We start from the raw sequence: 17,718 nt of genomic DNA on the forward strand, positions 1-17,718 counted from the left end.
GTCAGCCGTTCGGCCCGGGTGCACCGGCTTTGCCGAACGGTCCGGCCGGGCCACCGCTGCCGCCGTTTCCACCGGTCCCGGTGGTGAAGCCGGCGCCGCCTGCGCCACCGCCCCCGCCCGGCCCGCCGTTGCCGATGAAGAAGGCGATGCCGCCGTTGCCGCCGTTACCGCCCGGACCGCCCGAGGTTGCGGGAGCGGCGGTGTTGGCCCCGCCGGCGCCGCCCCAGCCGCCCCAGCCGCCGCTGCCGAACAGGATTCCGCCGTCACCGGCATTCCCGCCCTGACCGCCGGCCGCGCCGGCCCCGACATTGTCGCTGTTGCCACCGGCTCCGCCGAACCCGCCGTCCCCGCCCTGGCCGATCAGCTTGGCGTTGGAGCCGTGGCCACCACTGCCGCCGGCGCCGCCGATGGTGCCGGGAGCTGCGGCTCCGCCGTTGCCGCCGTTGCCGCCGGACCCGTTCATGCCGGAGATGATCCCGCTGCTTCCGGCCTCGCCGCCGTTGCCGCCGTTGCCGGCGCTGAACGGCCCTCCGCCGCCCCCACCGTTACCACCATGGCCGCCGGGTCCGCTGTTACCGAACAGCGTGGCGGAGCCGCCCCGGCCGCCGTCGCCGCCGCGACCGCCCGGACCAAGTGGGGTGCCGTTACCACCGTTGCCGCCGGGTCCGCCCCACCCACCGTTGCCGTACAGCAACCCGCCGTTGCCGCCCGCGCCGCCGGTTCCGCCGTTACCCGGCAGGGTGGCGGACGCGGACACCGAGCCGCCCCACCCGCCGTTGCCGCCCGTGCCGATCAGCCCGGCGTCCCCGCCGCGCCCGCCGAAACCGGCGTTACCATTCGAGCTGGTCACCGCGCTGCCGCCGTCGCCGCCGTTACCGAACAAATACCCGGCGTTAGCGCCGGCCTGTCCCACGTTTCCGCTGCCGCCGTTGCCGCCGTCACCGATGAGCAGCCCGGCCTTGCCGGCCAGCCCGCCGATGCCGCTGACGTAACCGGTTCCGCCGTCGCCACCGCTGCCGATCAACAGTCCGGCGCTGCCGCCGTTGCCGCCGAACCCTTGGGTGGCCCCGAGGCCGCTATTTCCTCCGCCGCCGCCGTCACCGAACAGGAAGGCATTGCCGCCGTTGCCACCGATGCCCGGGCTGGCGTTGGTGCCCAGGGCGAGTGCGCTACCGCCCGCGCCGCCGGACCCGCCGTTGCCCCACAGGAATCCGCCCGCGCCGCCGGTCCCGCCGCCCCCGGCGCTTCCGAGCAGCCCCGTGACGTCCCCGCCGACTCCGCCGGCTCCACCGCTGCCCAACAGCCAGGCCCGCCCGCCATTGCCGCCGACAGCCGCGGCACCCTGGACCAGGCCGCCGCCGAACCCGCCGGCCCCGCCGTTGCCGTACAGCCAGCCGCCGGACCCGCCCGCTCCGCCGGCGCCGGCAGGTGTGGCCGGTACACCGGCGTTGCCGGAGCCGCCGCGTCCGCCGTTGCCGATCAACCCGGCATCGCCGCCCCGACCGCCGGCGCCGTTGAATCCGTTGCCGCCGTTGCCGAAGAGCAGTCCACCGGCGCCCCCGTTCGGGTTGAGCGCCGTCCCGTCGGCGCCGTTGCCGATCAACGGGCGGCCCAGCAGCGCCTGCGTCGGCGCGTTGATCACGTCGAGCAACGGTTGCAAAGGCCCGACGTTCAGTGCTTCGGCGGTCGCGTAGGCGTTGGCGCCCGAAGCCATCGCCTGGACGAACTGCTGATGAAAGGCCGCCGCTTGCGCGCCGAGCGCCTGATATCCCTGCGCATGGATGCCGAAGAGAGCCGCCACCGCCGCCGAAATCTCATCGGCTCCCGCGGCCAACACTTCCGTGGTCGGTAACACCGCCGCCGCATTCGCTTGTGTGATCACCGAACCGATATTCGCCAGATCGGCCGCCGCAGAATTCAAGAATTCCGTTGATGCGAACACGTAGGACATCCGTTTACCTCCCGACAGGCAACCATGAACCTGCCCTGAGCCTAACGTGACCACGCAGCGTGGTGGGATTTTCGCCGAAATACGAGCAAATTGAATAAATACGCTATCCGGCGCGCTTGTCGTCCAATCCGTTGCGTCGCACGAATTCCCTTGCCTTGATCAGGAATTCGAGTTGATCGCCGACTTGCCGCAGTGGGATGACGCTACGCGTGGAGCGGCACAGGACGATCGCACCCTCGAGCGCCGATATCGACATCACCGCCAGCGATGCGGCGTCGGCATCGTCGAATCCGTCGGTCACGAATGCCCGGCTCAGTGCCGTGCACCAACGGCCGAGGATCAAACCGGATTCGGTGCTCAATTCGAGTTCATCGTCGGCCGAGCCGATCGCGGCCGCGACCACCGGGCAACCGGCGGTGAAGTCGCACTCGGTCAGCAATCGCTCCCAGAAATCCACGAACTCGCGCAGCAACGCCTTGGCGCCGCGGTCGACGGCGTTGTCGATAGTGGCCGTGATGGAGTCGCCCGCGTAGCGCAGCGCCTCAGTGAGGATCTGATTGCGGCCCTCCGGGAAGTGGTGGTACACCGAACCGCGCGGCGCGCCACTGCGCGCCAGGACAGAGTCGATGGTCACTCCGGCGGCGCCGCGTTCCCGCATCACCTGGGCGGCGCTGATCACCATTTTGTCCCGGGTGCCGACCCGCTTGGTGGTAGCAGCCGGGGTCATGCGGCGTGCGACGGCTGTTGGGGGTGCCGGACGGCGGGCCAGTGCAGGTGGCGGGCGCTGAACCGGCGTGGGCGGCGGCGCAGGTCGGGCATCTCGCGGGTGAAGGTATGGCCGGCGATGTTGAGCTCGAGAATCCACATGACTGCTCCCCGCAGGTGTGTTGCGCTCGTGGGCCGGGGACCGGCCCATGAATATGCAAAATAGCATATATTACAGCCGTTTAGTAAGCAACCGCTCGCTATGAACCTGAGATCTGCCCACGCAAACGGCGTATGTACTATTGCATAATCCATATAAATGCGGTTCACTCAGGTGATGACCAACACCGTGTCGCTCGAGCGGGACGGCCACGTCCTGCTGATCGGTCTCAACCGTCCCCACAAACGCAACTCGTTCGACCGGGAAATGCTGGCCGACCTTTCGCGCGCCTACGCGCAGCTGGAATCCGATCCCGACATCCGGGCCGGTGTGTTGTTCGCCCACGGTGACCACTTCACCGCCGGGCTGGACCTGGTTGACGTCGGTCCCGGCATCGCCTCGGGCGAATCGCCGATGCCCGAGGGCGCCCGTGACCCGTGGCGCCTGGATGGTGCCTGGACCACCCCGCTGGTCGCCGTCGCGCAAGGCTGGTGCATGACGCTGGGTATCGAACTGCTGCTCGCCGCGGATATCCGCATCGCCGCCGCCGAAACCCGGTTCACCCAGCTGGAAGTGCGGCGCGGCATCTACCCGTTCGGCGGGGCCACTATCCGGCTTCCCCGGGAGGCCGGCTGGGGCAATGCCATGCGCTGGCTGCTCACCGGCGACGAGTTCGACGCGGCCGAGGCGCACCGGATCGGGTTGGTGCAGGAGGTTGCCGACGACGGCGCTGCGGCCCTGGCCCGCGCCCGCGAGATCGCGCAGACCATCGCCGAACGCGCCGCGCCGCTGGGTGTGCGGGCGACGCTGGCCTCCGCGCAGTTGGCCCGCAGCCAGGGTGAGGCCGCCGCGATCGAGCGGTTGCGCCCCGACGTCGCCGCGTTGTTCGCCAGCGAGGACGCCGCCGAAGGTGTGCGGTCGTTCGTCGAACGCCGTGAGGCCCGCTTCTCCGGCCGCTGAGACCCGTCCTTATTCCGCCGAGCGTGAACTACCCGACGCTCAATCGGCGTGTTGCGCAGCGAGATTCACGTTCGTCGACGAACCAGCGTGGTGATTACGAGCGTCCCGGGGGCGACTTCGCAGTTGCTTACGACTCGACCGTGTAACCCATCGGCATCAGCACGCTCTTCTGCTGAGTGAAGTGCTCGACGCCCTCGGGCCCGTTCTCGCGACCGATACCGGAATTCTTGTAACCACCGAACGGACAGCACGGGTCGAACGCGTACCAGTTGATCGCGTAGGTGCCGGTGCGGATCTTCTCCGAGATCTCAATTCCCTTGGGCACGTTGGTGGTCCACACGCTGCCGGCCAGCCCGTACACCGAGTCGTTGGCGATCTTGATCGCGTCCTCTTCGGTGTCGTAGGGGATGATGCTCAGCACCGGGCCGAAGATCTCCTCCTGCGCGATGGTCATCTTGTTGTCGACGTCGGCGAACACGGTGGGCTGCACGAAGAATCCGTTGTCCAGCCCTTCGGGGCGGCCGCCCCCGCACACCACCCGGGCGCCTTCCTCTTTGCCCTTGGCGATGTAGCCCTCGACCCGGGCGCGCTGCTTCTCCGAGATCAGCGATCCGATCTGCGCCGCCGGGTCCGACGGCGGCCCCACCGGCAGCGCCTGTACGAAAGCGCTTACCGCATCCACGATTTCGTCGTACCGGGAGCGCGGCGCCAGGATGCGGGTTTGCCCGACGCAGGCCTGCCCGGTGTTCATGATCCCGGAGAACACCATCATCGGGACGGCCGAGGCCAGGTCGACGTCTTCGAGCACGATCGCCGCCGACTTGCCACCCAACTCGAGGGTGCACGGCTTGAGCATCTCCGCGGCCCGCTTGCCGATCTCCTTGCCGACCGCCGAGCTGCCAGTGAACGTGAACAGGTCGACGTCCGGGTTGGAGGTCAGCGCCTGCCCGGTCTCGATGCCCCCCGGCACCACCGACAGCACGCCCTCCGGCAGGCCCGCGTCGGCGAACACCTCGGCCAAAGCGTTTGCCGTCAACGGTGTTTCGGCCGCAGGCTTCAAAACCACCGTGCATCCCGCCAGCAACGCGGGGCCCAGCTTGTTGATGGCCAGGAACAGGGGCACATTCCACGCCACGATCGCGCCGACCACACCGATCGGTTCCCGGTGGACGATGGTCTGGCCGTAGGACCCGTTGCGGACCTCGCGCCACTTGACCTGGTCGACGGCCGGACCGGCGAAGAAGCTCATCGCCCCCATCGACCCCATCCAGTGCATTGTTTCGATGGTCATCGGCGGCTGGCCGGTCTCGTCGGCGAGCAGTTTGGCGAAGAGTTCCTTGCGCTCTTCCAGCAGTTGTTGAGCCTTGGCGATGACCGCGGCACGCTCCTTGGGCGGCGTCGACGGCCACGGTCCGCTGTCGAATGCGGCGCGGGCCGCGGCGACCGCGGCGTCGACGTCGGCCGCCGTCGCCAGCGGCACCTTTCCGACGTACTCGCCGGTGGCCGGGCAGTGCACCTCGATCACCTCGGAGCTCGCCGGCTCGGTCCACTTGCCGCCGATGAACAGCTTGTCGTACTCGGTCGTGTCGCTCTTGGTCGTCGGGTCGCTGTTGGTCATAGTCATTGCTGGGCGCTCCTCCTCATCGCTCCGCCCCCGCATCGTCGCGAAGCGGGCTCATGAGCGCCACCCTACCCAAGCCGACGCGAGATTAGAACATGTTCCATTACCGGGGGGACAGGACCAGCACCAGATTGCTCACCACGAACTCTCGCAGCACCGGTACAGAGGTCAGCCACCAGGCCCATCGCGGGTGGTACCGAGGGAAAGTCGCCACCAAGCAGCCGGTGGCGCGCGCCCAGTTCAAGCCGTCCGCAGCCGACACCGCGAACAACGACGACCCGTAGTTGTTCTTGGCCGGACGGCCGTGTCGGCGTGCGTAGAGCGCGGCGGCCCGGGCGCCGCCGAGGTAGTGCGTGAAACCCATCTCGTGCCCGCCGAACGGGCCGAGCCACACCGTGTAGGACAGCACCACCAGCCCACCCGGCCGGGTCACCCGCAACATCTCGTTGCCCAGTTGCCAGGGCCGCGCCACGTGCTCGGCGACGTTGGACGACAGGCAGATGTCGACGGAGTCGTCGGCGAAGGGCAGGGCCATCCCCGATGCCCGCACGAACGTGCCTGACTCGGCGGAGACGACGGGCCCGGCCGCGTGCATTTCCGAGGCGTCCGGCTCGACTCCGATGTAGCGGACTCCGGCGGCGGCGAATGCCGACCCGAAGTACCCCGGCCCACCACCGACGTCGAGCAGGATGCGACCCGCCGGGGATCCGTCGCGCAGCCCATGCCACAGATCACTCACCATCGCCGCGGTGTCGTCGGCCAGCGCTCGGTAGAATCGCCCGGGATCGGGTTGTTCGTAGCGGAACTCCGAGAGCAACCGTACCGACCGGCGCAATGTCGCCCGTCGCGCGAACAGGTCGGTCACCACCACGCGGCACACCCTACGGGCGGCGGTCAGGGGCAGGTGAGGGTGATCTGGAACGGCTTGCTCACATCGTTGTGGTGGGTGTCGAGTCCCCAGGACATGCCCCCGATGGTGTAGCGCCTGCCATCTTTGTTCGCCGACGCCTCGCCTTTTTCCGGGGGATGCACGACCAAGAGCGGGTAATCGACCAGGTTTTGCAGGATGACCGTCTTGACCTTGGGCGCATCGCTGTTGTCGGTCAGCGAGACTGTGACGGCGTTGGGTGCCGTGCCGATCGCGATCATCGTTTCCCCGCCGTCGAGTGCGGCGCAGGCGATTTGGCCGTCGACTTTGTGTGCGGTGCCGTCGACGACCACATCGGCGTCATTGGTCGGTGCGACGGCTCCGCCTTGGTAGGTGACGGTGGGCATGTTGACCGAGCGCGAGAAGGTCGTGCGGCTACATCCGGTCAGGCTCACTGCCAGCATGGCCAGGCTCACGGCCAGCACGGCCAGCGCGGCCAGCACGGCCACACCGGCGCCGGCCGATCGTTGCGAAATCCGCACTGTCGATCAATCCCCTACCCGGTGCCCGCGGGAGCGCAGCGAGCATGGCGAACGGCGAGAAGGGCGGCCCACGATTCAACGTGGGGATGCGTCTTGAGCAGCGTGCGGCGCTGCCGCTCGGTCAGTCCGCCCCAGACGCCGTACTCCTCCTTGTTGTCGAGCGCCTCGGCCGCACATTCCCGTTTCACCGGGCAGTCCCGGCAGATCGACGTCGCCTGGCGTTGCTGTGCCCCGCTGACGAACAGCAACTCGGGATCGGTGGCCCGGCATAGTGCCCGCAAGCGCCAGTGAAGTTCCTCATCGAAGGTGGTTCGCGATGAGGCCAGCGCGACTCGTGACACGGTGTCGTCCTTTCCGCCCGTCCAGCAACTCAATATATGATACATTAACGCATCGGATGCTAAAACGACTTCAAAGCGGGGTCCGGCGGCGCTGGGTGACTGCTGAGTGGCCGGGTCGCCCGTTAGGCTGGTCATCGATGTCTGACCTGCGATCCGTCCTGCTGCTGTGCTGGCGTGATACCGGGCACCCGCAGGGCGGCGGCAGCGAAACCTACCTGCAGCGCATCGGCGCGCAGTTGGCCCGCGCCGGCATCGACGTCACGCTGCGTACCGCCCGTTACCCCGGCGCCGCCCGTCGAGAGGTCGTCGACGGCGTCCGCATCAGCCGCGCCGGTGGTCCGTACACGGTTTACATCTGGGCGATGCTCAGCATGGCGCTGGCCAGAGGCGGGATCGGCCCGCTGCGTCATGCCCGGCCGGACGTGGTGGTGGATACGCAGAACGGGCTTCCGTTCCTGGCCCGGCTGATTCATGGGCGGCGGGCGGTGGTACTGGTCCACCACTGCCACCGCGAGCAGTGGCCGGTCGCCGGGCCGGTGTTGTCCCGGGTGGGCTGGTTCGTCGAGTCCACGATTTCGCCTCGGCTGCACCGGGCCAACCAGTACGTCACGGTGTCACTGCCGTCGGCGCGGGACCTGGTGGCGCTCGGGGTGGACGGCGAGCGGATCGCCGTGGTGCGCAACGGTTTGGACGAGGCGCCGACGCAGACGCTGTCCGGCCCCCGGTCGGCCACACCGCGGGTGGTGGTGCTGTCGCGCCTGGTGCCGCACAAGCAGATCGAGGACGCGCTGGACGCGATCGCCGAGCTGCGCGCCCGCATCCCGGGTCTGCACCTCGATGTCGTCGGGGGCGGCTGGTGGCGTGAGCGGCTCGTGGAGCACGTGCAGCAGCTCGGCATCCACGATGCCGTCACCTTTCACGGCCATGTCGACGACGTGACCAAACACCACGTGCTGCAGAGTGCCTGGGTGCAGGTCCTGCCGTCGCGCAAGGAGGGCTGGGGCCTCGCCGTCGTCGAAGCGGGCCAGCACGGCGTGCCGACTATCGGCTACCGATCCTCGGGCGGTCTGTCCGACTCGATCATCGACGGGGTTACCGGGGTCCTGGTCGACGACCGCGCCGAGTTGGTGGACCGGCTGGAACGGCTGTTGTCCGATGAGGTGCTCCGCGAGCAGCTGGGGGCGAAAGCGCAGGTGCGCAGCGCCGAGTTTTCCTGGCAGCAGAGCGCCGAAGCGCTGCGCAGTGTCCTGGACGCGGTGCGGGCGGGACGAGACGTCAGCGGCCTCGTCTGATCCGGGGTGGGACCTAGGCGGCCGCGACCGCCGCTTCCTCGACGCGTTGCGGTGAGCGCGCGGGCAGCGACGGCATGCTGAACGTCCGGCCTCTGGCCCAGCTCATTGTCGCGATAGTCGCACAGAGCGACGCCGGAACCAGCAGGGCATAACCCTCCAGCGAGGTCCCCATCAACAGCCCGGCGGCGCCGCCCGCCAAGAACAGAACGAGGGTCAGCGAAAGGACCGCCGCCTTCCATTTCTCGATGCCCTGCGTGCGCGCGCGGCCGATCATCAACCCGAGGTCGGTCACCGTGCCGGTGAAGTGGGTGGTGCGAATCGCCATACCGCGGAAGCTTGACGTCAGCCCGTTCTGCAAACCGAGCGCCGCGGCGGCGAGCAGGCCCTGCACCGCGGTCTGCTCCACCCCTAGCGCCTCGATAGCGGCGTTGACCTGAGTCTCTTCCACGCCGAGACCGGCGAGTACCAGCAAGATCGCCTCGGCCGTCAACACGGCGGCATGGCGGGGACCGGGAACGTTCTGGCTGTGGCCCAGAATCGCCCCGGCGGTGACGGCGCCCCCCCAGAAGCCCAGCAGGATCGCCGCCAGGATGTGGCCTTCGTAGAGCAGCGGATTGGCCGTGTTCATGCCGAGCTGAGTTGTCACACCGGTGAGGTTGCCGACCGGGAACGCGAGCAGCAGCAGGGCCACCGCGTTGACGAACCCGGCGATGAAGGCCAGGGCGCCGCTGTAGCCGAGTAACGCTCCCTGTGTGCCGAGTCGGCCGACGAGGTCAGGTCTGTTGATGCGCAGCATTGCCAAGATTCGCTTTCAGCTTGCGCGACAGCAAGACTAGCTATGCGCGACGGTGGGCCAAAGTCTTTGCGTGTCGGGTTCGGCGGAACTTCACTCTCCCTACCGAAGGATATATAGCGAAATCTGCTTCATCAATGCGTGTTCGTATGAATTTAGCAAGAACAGATCGCCGGCTAGCTGTGTGCCGACCGCAGTCGTCGGCGAAGCCAGTTGGCCGCGAGCCCGCCCGCGCCGGCGAACAGCAATCCCAGCCACGCCAGATGCGCAAGCAGCACCGGCCGGCGGTGCGCGGCCGGTGCGCCCGTCCCCCCGATCCGGAACAGGGCGATCTCGTTGTCCCGGTAGGCCGGCGCCAGGCCTGCGACGGTGCGTGCGCTGTCCCCTGCATCCCCCGGGGTGCCGGATTCGACCACCAGCCACGCCACCCCCGCCGAGGCCAAGGCCGCGGGCTCCGGGCCGGTCAGCAGCAATTGCTGCACGGCCCGGGCATGCTCGCCCTCACCGGGCACGGTGACTCCCGAGATCACCAGGTCACCGGTCGTCAACACGTCGGCCCCGACCCAGCGGGGCAGTGGATCGAGCACCGGCGCCGGACCAGACCAGGCGAAGCGCCGCATCGTGCCGGCGGGCAACACCGCAACGGCTCCCGGCTCGGCGTTGATCCGGGCGGCCACCGCCGTCCACCCCGCCGGATAGTGGACCGGCGCCACCCTGGCCCACACTCCCCAACCCAAATCGGGCAGCACCAGGACCAGCGCCAGGCAACTCACCGCGGCGGTGACCCGGGACGGCAACCAACGACGCAGCGTCACCACGGTCCCCGCGGCCGCCAAACAGTAGCCGGGCATCGCCAGCGCTACCCACTTCTGTCCGTCACGCAGCACTCCCAATCCGGGCACCGCGTCCACCGTCACCCGCAAAGCATGCAATCCCGGGCCGGTCGCCAGCAGAGCCGGCACCACCACCGCCGCCGCGGCCAGCACCAGCAGCGGCACCGCCAGCGGGCGGCGGCCCACAGTGGGCAATCCGGCAGCCACCACACCCAGCAGCACAGCTGCTGATACCAGCGCGAAAAGCGTTGCCCGCGAGGCGGGTACCGCCTCAGCGTTCCAGATCCCGCCCAGACTGGCCAGACTGACCAGGGTGCCCAGACCGGGCTCGGCGCGCGGGGCGAACGCGTCCACACCGGGTCCGCCGGCGACCCGCAACGACGACCCGAGCACCGACGCCGTCAGCCACGGCAGCGCGCCCACTACCGCAAAACCGGCCGCCACCCCCGCACACACCCAACGGGGCCGGCCCGCACCCGGAGCCGCCACGCACACCAGTGCCACCGCCGCGGCCAGGATCAAACCGGTCGGCGTCAGCCCGGCCATCGCGATCCAGAACCCCAGCGCGACGAACCCGGTGCCCGCAGAGCGCAGACCGAGCATTGCCGTCGCCACCCACGGCAGGCACCCGTAGCCGACCAGCAGGCTCCAGTGACCCTGCAGCAGCCGCTCCGCGACGTAGGGATTCCAGATCGCCAGGGTGATCGCGACGAACTCACCGCCGGACCCTGCCTCGGGCAAGACCACCGCGACCAGCCGCGCCGCACCCCAGCCCGCCAGCCACAGGCCCAGCACCAGCAGCGCTTTGACCACCACGCCGCCGTCGAGCAGGTGGGAGGCCAGCGCGACCACGAAATCCTGCGGTGTCGCGCGCGGCGCCGCGGTCAGCCCGAGAGCGGTGTCAGACAGATAGGACCGCGGCGTGGACACCGCGTCGCGCAGCAGCAGATACCCGGGTTTCAGCAGTGGCGCGAGAATCAGCAGCGCCAGCGCCAGGGCATACGCCGGCCGGGCCACCCGGGCCCGCAACGGGTTAGGTCCGTTCGGTCGGCGGCGGCGGCTCAGCGTCCGGCGGATCCTTGGGCGGGTCCAATTCCGGTGGACTCGGATCGTCCTCGTGCAGATCCGGTCGTTGGGTGGGGATCTTCTCGGTTTCCGCCTCGGCGCCTGGCGTCGGCGGCTCGAGCCCGGCGCGACGCAGGAAATCGGTGTCGTCGCGATCGAGGCTGGGGTCGGTCAGCGCGCTTTCGGTGCGCAGACTGAACGAGGCGAGCACCCCGCCGCCGAGGAGCGCGATCAGGCCGATCGCGGTGAACGTGATCGGCAGCACGCGCGACCACAACGCCACCCGGTCACGCTCGTCACGCGCCGAGTTGACCTGCGACTCCACCGTCTCCTGGGTGGAGGTGAGCTTGTAATCCACCAGCGTCACCTCGGGCTTCAGCGCGTCCCGGGCGTAATAGTGATGGGCCTGCTCGGTTTCCTTGACGATGGTGCCGGACACCGGGTCAACCCAGAAGGTGCGCTTGGCGGTGTAGTAGCGGGTCATGGTGATCTGCTCGTTCGGCTCACCCGGCACGCCCCACATCGCCGCGCTCGTGGTGATCTTCCCGTCCTCGTTACCGCCGTACAGCGACGGGTAGGTGATGGGGGCGACCAGCTTGCCCTCTTTGTTGACGCCTACCTCCTGAGTGAACCGGTAGGTGCTCAGCCCGTTCACATCCTCCTGGCCGTCATAGTTGGCGTCGAACGGCTTCTGTGCGATCGGGTCGAAATAGGGGTACGTCTTGCGCTCGGTGTTGAACGGGAAGCGGTAGGCCAGACCCTCGTGGCGCAACGGCATCGCGGTCGGCGGGTTCTCGTCGCCGATTCCGCGCGGCTTCTGGACATAACCGCCCGGGTGGGAATCGTCGGAGACCGCCATCGCCGTCCTGCGGTTGATGGTGACGGTGTCGACGATGGCCAGCATCAGGCCGCTGTCCTTCTGCTTGTCGCTGCGCCGCACCGAGGACCCGACCTGCAGCGTGACCACGTCGGCGTTCGCGGGCGATTCGACGCTGATCTGCTCTTGGGACACCAATGGAACGTTCTGGTTCACGACGACCCGGTCAGTGGACAGGGAGGCCGCGTCGAGCGCGGTTCCGTTGCCCTCACTGATGAGCGTCGCGTCCAGATTGAGCGGAATCTTGGCGATCCTGCTGCTGGTATAGGTCGACAACAACAACGCGGCGATCAGCAGTGCGGCTCCGAGACCGATAGTTCCGCATGCGGCGATGCGCAACATGACTGCTCGGTTCACGTTGCTGTGACCTCCTTCTGGCCGATGAGTTCGTCCGGGACATTCCGGTCGCGACCCGCTTTGACCTGACCAAGCAGCGAGGCAAACCCGTTCGACCCTAACAGCAGAACACGGCGCCCTTGTCTAGGAACCTGGGCATGAACCTCACCCAAATGTACGGACCGCGCCCGGCCCGAGGTGTACCCGCTGCCGCGGACAACACGCACAGGCAGACTGTGAACGTGATCGACGGCGGGCAGGTGGGCGGCACCCGCAGCTTCTTGCCCGCTGTGGAGGGTATGCGCGCCTGCGCGGCCATCGGCGTGGTCGTCACCCACGTCGCCTTCCAGACCGGGCATTCCAGCGGTGTCGACGGGCGGTTGTTCGGCCGGTTCGACCTGGCCGTCGCGGTTTTCTTCGCGCTGTCGGGGTTTTTGTTGTGGCGCGGACACGCAGCGGCGGAACGCGACCTCAAGCCCCGCCCGCGCACCGGTCACTATCTGCGCTCGCGCGTGGTCCGCATCATGCCGGCCTATCTGGTGGCAGTGGTGGTGATCCTGACCCTGCTGCCCGACTCCAACCACGCCAGCCCGACCGTCTGGCTGGCCAACCTGACGCTCACCCAGATCTACGTCCCGCTGACCCTGACCGGCGGGCTCACCCAGATGTGGAGTCTGTCGGTCGAGGTGACGTTCTATCTGGCGCTGCCAATCCTGGCGTTGCTGGCCCGGCGGGTTCCGGTCGGGGCGCGGCTGCCCGTCATCGCTTCGCTGGGCGTCCTCAGCTGGGCGTGGGGCTGGCTGCCGCTGGCCGTGCTGGGCGGTGGGCCGGGGGCCAACCCGCTGAACTGGCCGCCGGCCTACTTCTCCTGGTTCGCCGCGGGAATGGTGCTGGCCGAGTTGGTGCACAGCCGGTTCGGCCGGCTGCACCGGCTGGCTCGCCACCGCGTCGTGATGGCGGTGATCGCTGTGGCGGCCTACCTGGTGGCGGCCTCGCCGCTGGCCGGGCCGGCGGGTCTGGTGCCCAGCAGCGCCGCGCAATTCTCGGTGAAGACGGCGATGGGTTCGGTGGTGGCCTTTGCGCTGCTGGCGCCGCTGGTGCTGGACCGGCCGGACACCGCGCACCGGATACTCGGCAGCACGGTCATGGTGACGCTGGGACGCTGGTCCTATGGGCTGTTCATCTGGCATCTTGCCGCGCTGGACATGGTGTTCCCGGTGCTCGGCATCTTCGCCTTCAACGGCCACATGCCGACGGTGCTGGTCTTGACTCTGTTCTTCGGGATCGCGATCGCGGCGGTGAGCTATGCGCTGGTGGAGTCGCCCTGCCGGGAGGCGCTGCGCCGCTGGGAGAAGCGCGAAAGCAACGCTGGGCCGCAGGACCGCGAGGCGGACGCCATAGCGCCCTGACAAGCAAACTGCGGCCTGCGCTGCGGTCGCGCCCGGACGTATGCTACTGACCAGCAGACGGGCTGCCAGCGCTGTATTTCCGCGGGAAGGTTGCTGGATGACGGTCGAGTTCCGGGTACTCGGCGACATCGAAGTTCGAGTCAACGGGCATCGGCTCGACATTGGACACGCGCGGCAGCGCTGCGTTCTGGTCGCCTTCCTCCTGGATGTCAACCGGCCGATCCCCACAGATCAACTGGTCGACCGGGTGTGGTCCGACCACCCTCCGCGCCATTCCCGAAATGCGTTGGCAGGCTATGTCTCTCGCCTGCGAAACCTGCTCGCTGACACGTCGGGCGCCGCCGCAGTGTCCCGGGAGCCAGGCGGTTACGTCCTCACGGCAGATCCGTTGTCGGTCGACCTCTACCGCTTCCGCGCGGAGGTGGCCAGGGCACGGGCCACAACCGACCCCGTCGAGGTCGCAGTCCTGCTGGAGCGGGCCTTGGACATGTGGTCCGGCGAGCCCTTCGCAGCGCTGGACACGCCCTGGGTGAACGATGCCCGCAACGCTTTGCAGGCCGAGCGCTTCGCGGTCGAACTGGACCACAACGACGCCGCGCTTCGGGCGGGTAGACACGCCGAGCTGCTGGTGAAGGTTTCTGCGGCGCACATGGCCCATCCCCTGGACGAACGTTTGGCCGGCCAATTGATGCTGGCGCAGTCGCGCAGTGGGAGGCAGGCCGAGGCACTCGAGACCTACCACCGAATACGAGAGCAACTCGTCGAGGAACTCGGGGTCGATCCCGGCCTGCCGCTGCGTGCGGTCTACCAGCAGATCGTGACCGGGGAAGCCGTGGAGGTGAAGACCGTAATACAGGCCCGCCCGGCAAGCGCAGCGCCCGGGCCGCCGGAGCATCCCGCGCAGAAGCAAACCGTCACCTTCGAGTGGCCGCACCCGCCGTTGCTGCAGCAACCCACCAGCTTCGTCGGCCACGAGTACGAACGGGAGCGGGTCAGCCGCGCGCTGCGGGCGGGTCCGCTGGTGACACTGACGGGCGTGGGCGGCGTCGGAAAGACGAGGTTGGCGCTCGAGCTGGCGCGCCATGAACAGCAGCGCTTCGCCGACGGGGTGTGGATCTGCGGACTAGGGCCGTTGGAGCACGGCGACACGGTCGTACATGCCGTCGCGGCCAGTGTGTGGCTGCGTCAACAGCAGGGCATGGACATCGAAAAGAGCGTCATCGAATACCTGCGGGAGCGCGAGGTCCTGCTGGTGTTCGACAACTGCGAGCACGTGCTGGAGTCGGCCGCCTACCTGATAGACCAGATTGTGCGGCATTGCCCCCGCGTGTCGGTACTCGCCACCAGCAGGCAGCCGCTGGGCGTAACGGGTGAGCGGATAGTTGGAGTAGAGCCGCTTCGTCTCGAGGATGCCATCCAGCTCTTCGCCGACCGCGCGGCCGCCAGCCAGCCCGAATTCAGTTTGGAGAACCAGCCCAGCGGTGCGGTCGCCGAGATATGCCGGCGGGTCGATTGCCTGCCGCTGGGAGTCGAGCTGGCCGCCGCGCGGATGCGCATGATGAGCCCCGTGGACGTTGCACGACGTCCGGATTACCTCAGCCTGCTGCGAGGTGGAGCACGTCGCGCGCTGCCGCGCCAGCAGAGCCTCGTCGAGACGATTGCGTGGTCCTACCGATTACTCACCGCGGCCGAGCAGCTGCTTTTCGACCAGCTCAGCGTCTTCGCCGGCTATTTCGACGTGGAGGCGGCACACGGAGTCTGCGCGGCACCGGGCTCCGGTGAGTCGGACACTCTTGAGCTGCTGAATTGTCTGGTCGACAAGTCGATGGTGGCGGTATGCACCACCGGGGAACGGACCCGCTACTCGCTGCTGGAAACGCTGCGCACCTACGGACGAGAGCGGCTGGTGGAGCGCAAGCTCGACAGGCAGGTGCAACTGCGGCACGCCAGATACTTCACCGAGCTGGCCGAGCAGGCCGGGGCGGGCATGCAGAGCCCTCAGGAACGCCAGTGGGTCGAGCGGATGCTGCCTCACTACGACAACCTGCGGTCGGCGTTCGAGCATTCGATGGACGAGCATCAGATCGACCTCGCGTTGCGCCTTGTCGCGTCCGTTCCCGAGTTGATCGGCTGGCGCATCGGCTACGAAGTGGCTGACTGGGCCGAGCGGGTGATAGCCGTCGCCGACCCCGATCATCCGCTGTTCGTCGCCGCCGTCGGGACGGCCGTCCGAGTCGCCTGGAACCACGCCGACTTCGGGCGGGCGAAGTCCCTGGAGGCGCTGGCCCGAGGCCGTGTGCCGGTGCGGGGAAGCGCCCGCGTGGTGTACCCCGCCGACGTCATGGCCGATGTCGCGCTTTTCGAGGGCGAACCGATGAAGGCCCTGGCGTACTGGGAGCACCAGGTGATGTGTGCACGCAGCGAAGGCGACGACATCAGGCTCTGCTGGTCGCTTTTCGTGCTCGCCATCTGTCAGGGCGTGATGCGCAATGACGACGTTGCGGTGCCTGCCGCGCAGGAAGCGATAGTCGTCGCAGAACAGTCGGGAAATCCGACCGCACAGTCGATGGCCTACTTCGCGCTCGGCTACCTGCTGCGCAAGTCCGAACCCGAACGCGCACTGGCGCTGTTCGACGACGCCGCCAGGCTGGCTGCCGAGGTGCAGAACTTCTGGGTCTACGGTAGTGCGCTGCTCGAAGCCGCAGCCACTCGCGCCTTGTACGGCGACCCGCGTGCGGCGGCTCAGATGTTCGTTGCGGTGCTTGAACATTGGGACCGGTTCGGGGACAGGACGCAGCAGTGGCTCACGTTGCGCCACGTTGTGCGGTTACTGATCCGGCTCGGCGCCTACGAGGACGCGGCGTTCCTCTATTGGGCATTCATGAACGCGGGCAAGCCTTCTCCGCTCACCGCCGAACAAACCGACGTGTTGCTTGACTGGTTGGGCCCGGCCCGTCTGGACGCCCACCGGGCGCCGCCGGTTACCAACGCCGCCGTGGTCGCGCGGGCGCGTGCGGCCCTGCAGAAGCACAGTGCACGAGAGCTTCCGGCCGATCTCGGCCAGACCACCGGCCAAACGATCGCGAGTGTTGCCATTAAGGGCCACGTCTCCCGTCACCTCATCCAGTAATCCGAATCGACCCATCGAAACTGAGAACGGCGCATGTCTTGCGGACGCGTCGAACCGCTCGTAGGACGACAGCCTCATTCCCGATTCCGACCATCTGATCCCATCCGTCAACCGACGTTTCGGCTTTGCCGGTGCAGAAACCAGCCTCACAACTAGCCAATTTCACAATCACCGCACATTCACCGAAATCGCGTTCACCAGTGTTGACCGTTAGCTGCAAGATGGGAGACCGGCCATGTTCTGGCTGCGCGATCGTGTGTTGTCCCACCTGCCGGCGACGACGGCCGGGTGTTCCACCCATGAGTGGACGAAGCGGGGACTAAGTATCCGTGCCACCAGTCCGTCAAAGCAGGCGCCAGCGCACAGTTCACTCCACTTTTTTGGGGGACTCGCGTGATCATCAGGCCGGAGTCGTTGAGGTCCGCAGCGGGAGATATCGCGACGTTGGGTCGGGTGGCGGACGAGGCTGGTGCTGTTGCGGCGACACGCACCACAGGCTTAGTGGCGGCCGCTGCCGACGAGGTATCGGTGGCGATCGCCGAGCTGTTCAACGGCCATGGGTTGGCATATCAATCTGCGAGTGTTCAGGCGGCAGCATTTCAGGAGCGGCTGGTGGCGTCGTTGAATGCCACTGCTGGAGCCTATGCCGGTGCTGAGGCGGTCAATGTCGCCACGTTGCAGCGCGCGGGGCAGGAATTGTTGAGGCTGATCAACGCGCCGACGGTCGCGCTGGTTGGTCGTCCGCTAATCGGAGACGGTGCTGATGGGGCAGCGGGGAGCGGGCAGAACGGTGCGGCGGGTGGCCTGCTGTGGGGTAACGGCGGCAGGGGCGGGT

At 68.1% G+C, this 17,718-nt stretch carries 15 protein-coding genes; 5 read left to right on the forward strand and 10 right to left on the reverse strand.

What is annotated here, in order from left to right:
- Window position 1: 1 nt before the first annotated feature.
- From AWC08_RS16535 to AWC08_RS37105, 3 genes are all read right to left on the reverse strand, one after another.
- Window positions 2-1,951: a PE family protein gene (locus tag AWC08_RS16535; protein WP_085087986.1), complete on the reverse strand. Its 1,950-nt coding sequence runs from the start codon at window positions 1,949-1,951 to the stop codon at window positions 2-4.
- Window positions 1,952-2,054: 103 nt separating this feature from the next.
- Window positions 2,055-2,678: a TetR/AcrR family transcriptional regulator gene (locus AWC08_RS16540; RefSeq protein WP_065133159.1), complete on the reverse strand. Its 624-nt coding sequence runs from the start codon at window positions 2,676-2,678 to the stop codon at window positions 2,055-2,057.
- Window positions 2,675-2,818, reverse strand: a complete 144-nt coding sequence (locus AWC08_RS37105) for a hypothetical protein (RefSeq protein WP_167544966.1) — start codon at window positions 2,816-2,818, stop codon at window positions 2,675-2,677. Before AWC08_RS37105 ends, AWC08_RS16540 begins: the two co-directional genes overlap by 4 nt.
- A gap of 157 nt (window positions 2,819-2,975) precedes the next feature.
- Between AWC08_RS37105 and AWC08_RS16545 the strand changes: the two genes are divergently transcribed.
- A complete protein-coding gene (locus AWC08_RS16545) occupies window positions 2,976-3,776 on the forward strand; it encodes a crotonase/enoyl-CoA hydratase family protein (protein ID WP_069434870.1) in 801 nt (266 codons plus the stop codon).
- A gap of 127 nt (window positions 3,777-3,903) precedes the next feature.
- Here the strand turns inward: AWC08_RS16545 and AWC08_RS16550 are convergent, their stop codons facing one another.
- The 4 genes from AWC08_RS16550 to AWC08_RS16565 form a co-directional block, all read right to left on the reverse strand.
- Window positions 3,904-5,394, reverse strand: coding sequence for an aldehyde dehydrogenase (locus AWC08_RS16550; RefSeq protein ID WP_069434869.1), 1,491 nt, complete (start codon window positions 5,392-5,394; stop codon window positions 3,904-3,906).
- Window positions 5,395-5,500: 106 nt separating this feature from the next.
- Window positions 5,501-6,268 carry a class I SAM-dependent methyltransferase gene (locus tag AWC08_RS16555; RefSeq protein WP_065133168.1) on the reverse strand — a complete coding sequence of 256 codons (768 nt, stop codon included), beginning with the start codon at window positions 6,266-6,268 and terminating at the stop codon, window positions 5,501-5,503.
- A 23-nt stretch (window positions 6,269-6,291) separates the two neighbouring features.
- Entirely contained in the window at window positions 6,292-6,768 is a 477-nt protein-coding gene (locus AWC08_RS16560; protein WP_142283627.1) for a lipoprotein LpqH, read from the reverse strand.
- Between the two features lie 53 nt (window positions 6,769-6,821).
- Complete coding sequence (locus tag AWC08_RS16565) at window positions 6,822-7,148, reverse strand: WhiB family transcriptional regulator (RefSeq protein WP_308207278.1); 327 nt, start codon at window positions 7,146-7,148, stop codon at window positions 6,822-6,824.
- Between the two features lie 137 nt (window positions 7,149-7,285).
- Here AWC08_RS16565 and AWC08_RS16570 point away from each other — a divergent pair, with 137 nt between their 5' ends.
- Entirely contained in the window at window positions 7,286-8,440 is a 1,155-nt protein-coding gene (locus tag AWC08_RS16570) for a glycosyltransferase family 4 protein (protein ID WP_069434868.1), read from the forward strand.
- Between the two features lie 13 nt (window positions 8,441-8,453).
- On the opposite strand, the gene AWC08_RS16575 is transcribed toward AWC08_RS16570, so the two are convergent.
- The 3 genes from AWC08_RS16575 to pgfA form a co-directional block, all read right to left on the reverse strand.
- Window positions 8,454-9,236 carry a YoaK family protein gene (locus AWC08_RS16575; protein ID WP_065133164.1) on the reverse strand — a complete coding sequence of 261 codons (783 nt, stop codon included), beginning with the start codon at window positions 9,234-9,236 and terminating at the stop codon, window positions 8,454-8,456.
- A gap of 173 nt (window positions 9,237-9,409) precedes the next feature.
- Window positions 9,410-11,083 carry an MmpA family trehalose lipid delivery protein gene (locus AWC08_RS16580; RefSeq protein WP_069434867.1) on the reverse strand — a complete coding sequence of 558 codons (1,674 nt, stop codon included), beginning with the start codon at window positions 11,081-11,083 and terminating at the stop codon, window positions 9,410-9,412.
- 16 nt (window positions 11,084-11,099) lie between these two features.
- Window positions 11,100-12,365: a cell envelope lipid trafficking protein PgfA gene (gene pgfA, locus AWC08_RS16585; RefSeq protein ID WP_159460000.1), complete on the reverse strand. Its 1,266-nt coding sequence runs from the start codon at window positions 12,363-12,365 to the stop codon at window positions 11,100-11,102.
- Between the two features lie 152 nt (window positions 12,366-12,517).
- On the opposite strand from pgfA, the gene AWC08_RS16590 reads away from it, so the two are divergent.
- The 3 genes from AWC08_RS16590 to AWC08_RS16600 form a co-directional block, all read left to right on the forward strand.
- On the forward strand, window positions 12,518-13,753 hold the full coding sequence (locus tag AWC08_RS16590; protein WP_142283629.1) for an acyltransferase family protein: 1,236 nt from the start codon (window positions 12,518-12,520) through the stop codon (window positions 13,751-13,753).
- A 97-nt stretch (window positions 13,754-13,850) separates the two neighbouring features.
- Complete coding sequence (locus AWC08_RS16595; RefSeq protein WP_069434865.1) at window positions 13,851-16,883, forward strand: AfsR/SARP family transcriptional regulator; 3,033 nt, start codon at window positions 13,851-13,853, stop codon at window positions 16,881-16,883.
- Window positions 16,884-17,276: 393 nt separating this feature from the next.
- Window positions 17,277-17,718 (forward strand): PE family protein (locus AWC08_RS16600; RefSeq protein ID WP_085087989.1); only part of this gene is annotated, 442 nt, incomplete at its 3' end.

Source organism: Mycobacterium gordonae (genome assembly GCF_002101675.1).
Classification (GTDB): Bacteria; Actinomycetota; Actinomycetes; order Mycobacteriales; family Mycobacteriaceae; genus Mycobacterium; species Mycobacterium gordonae.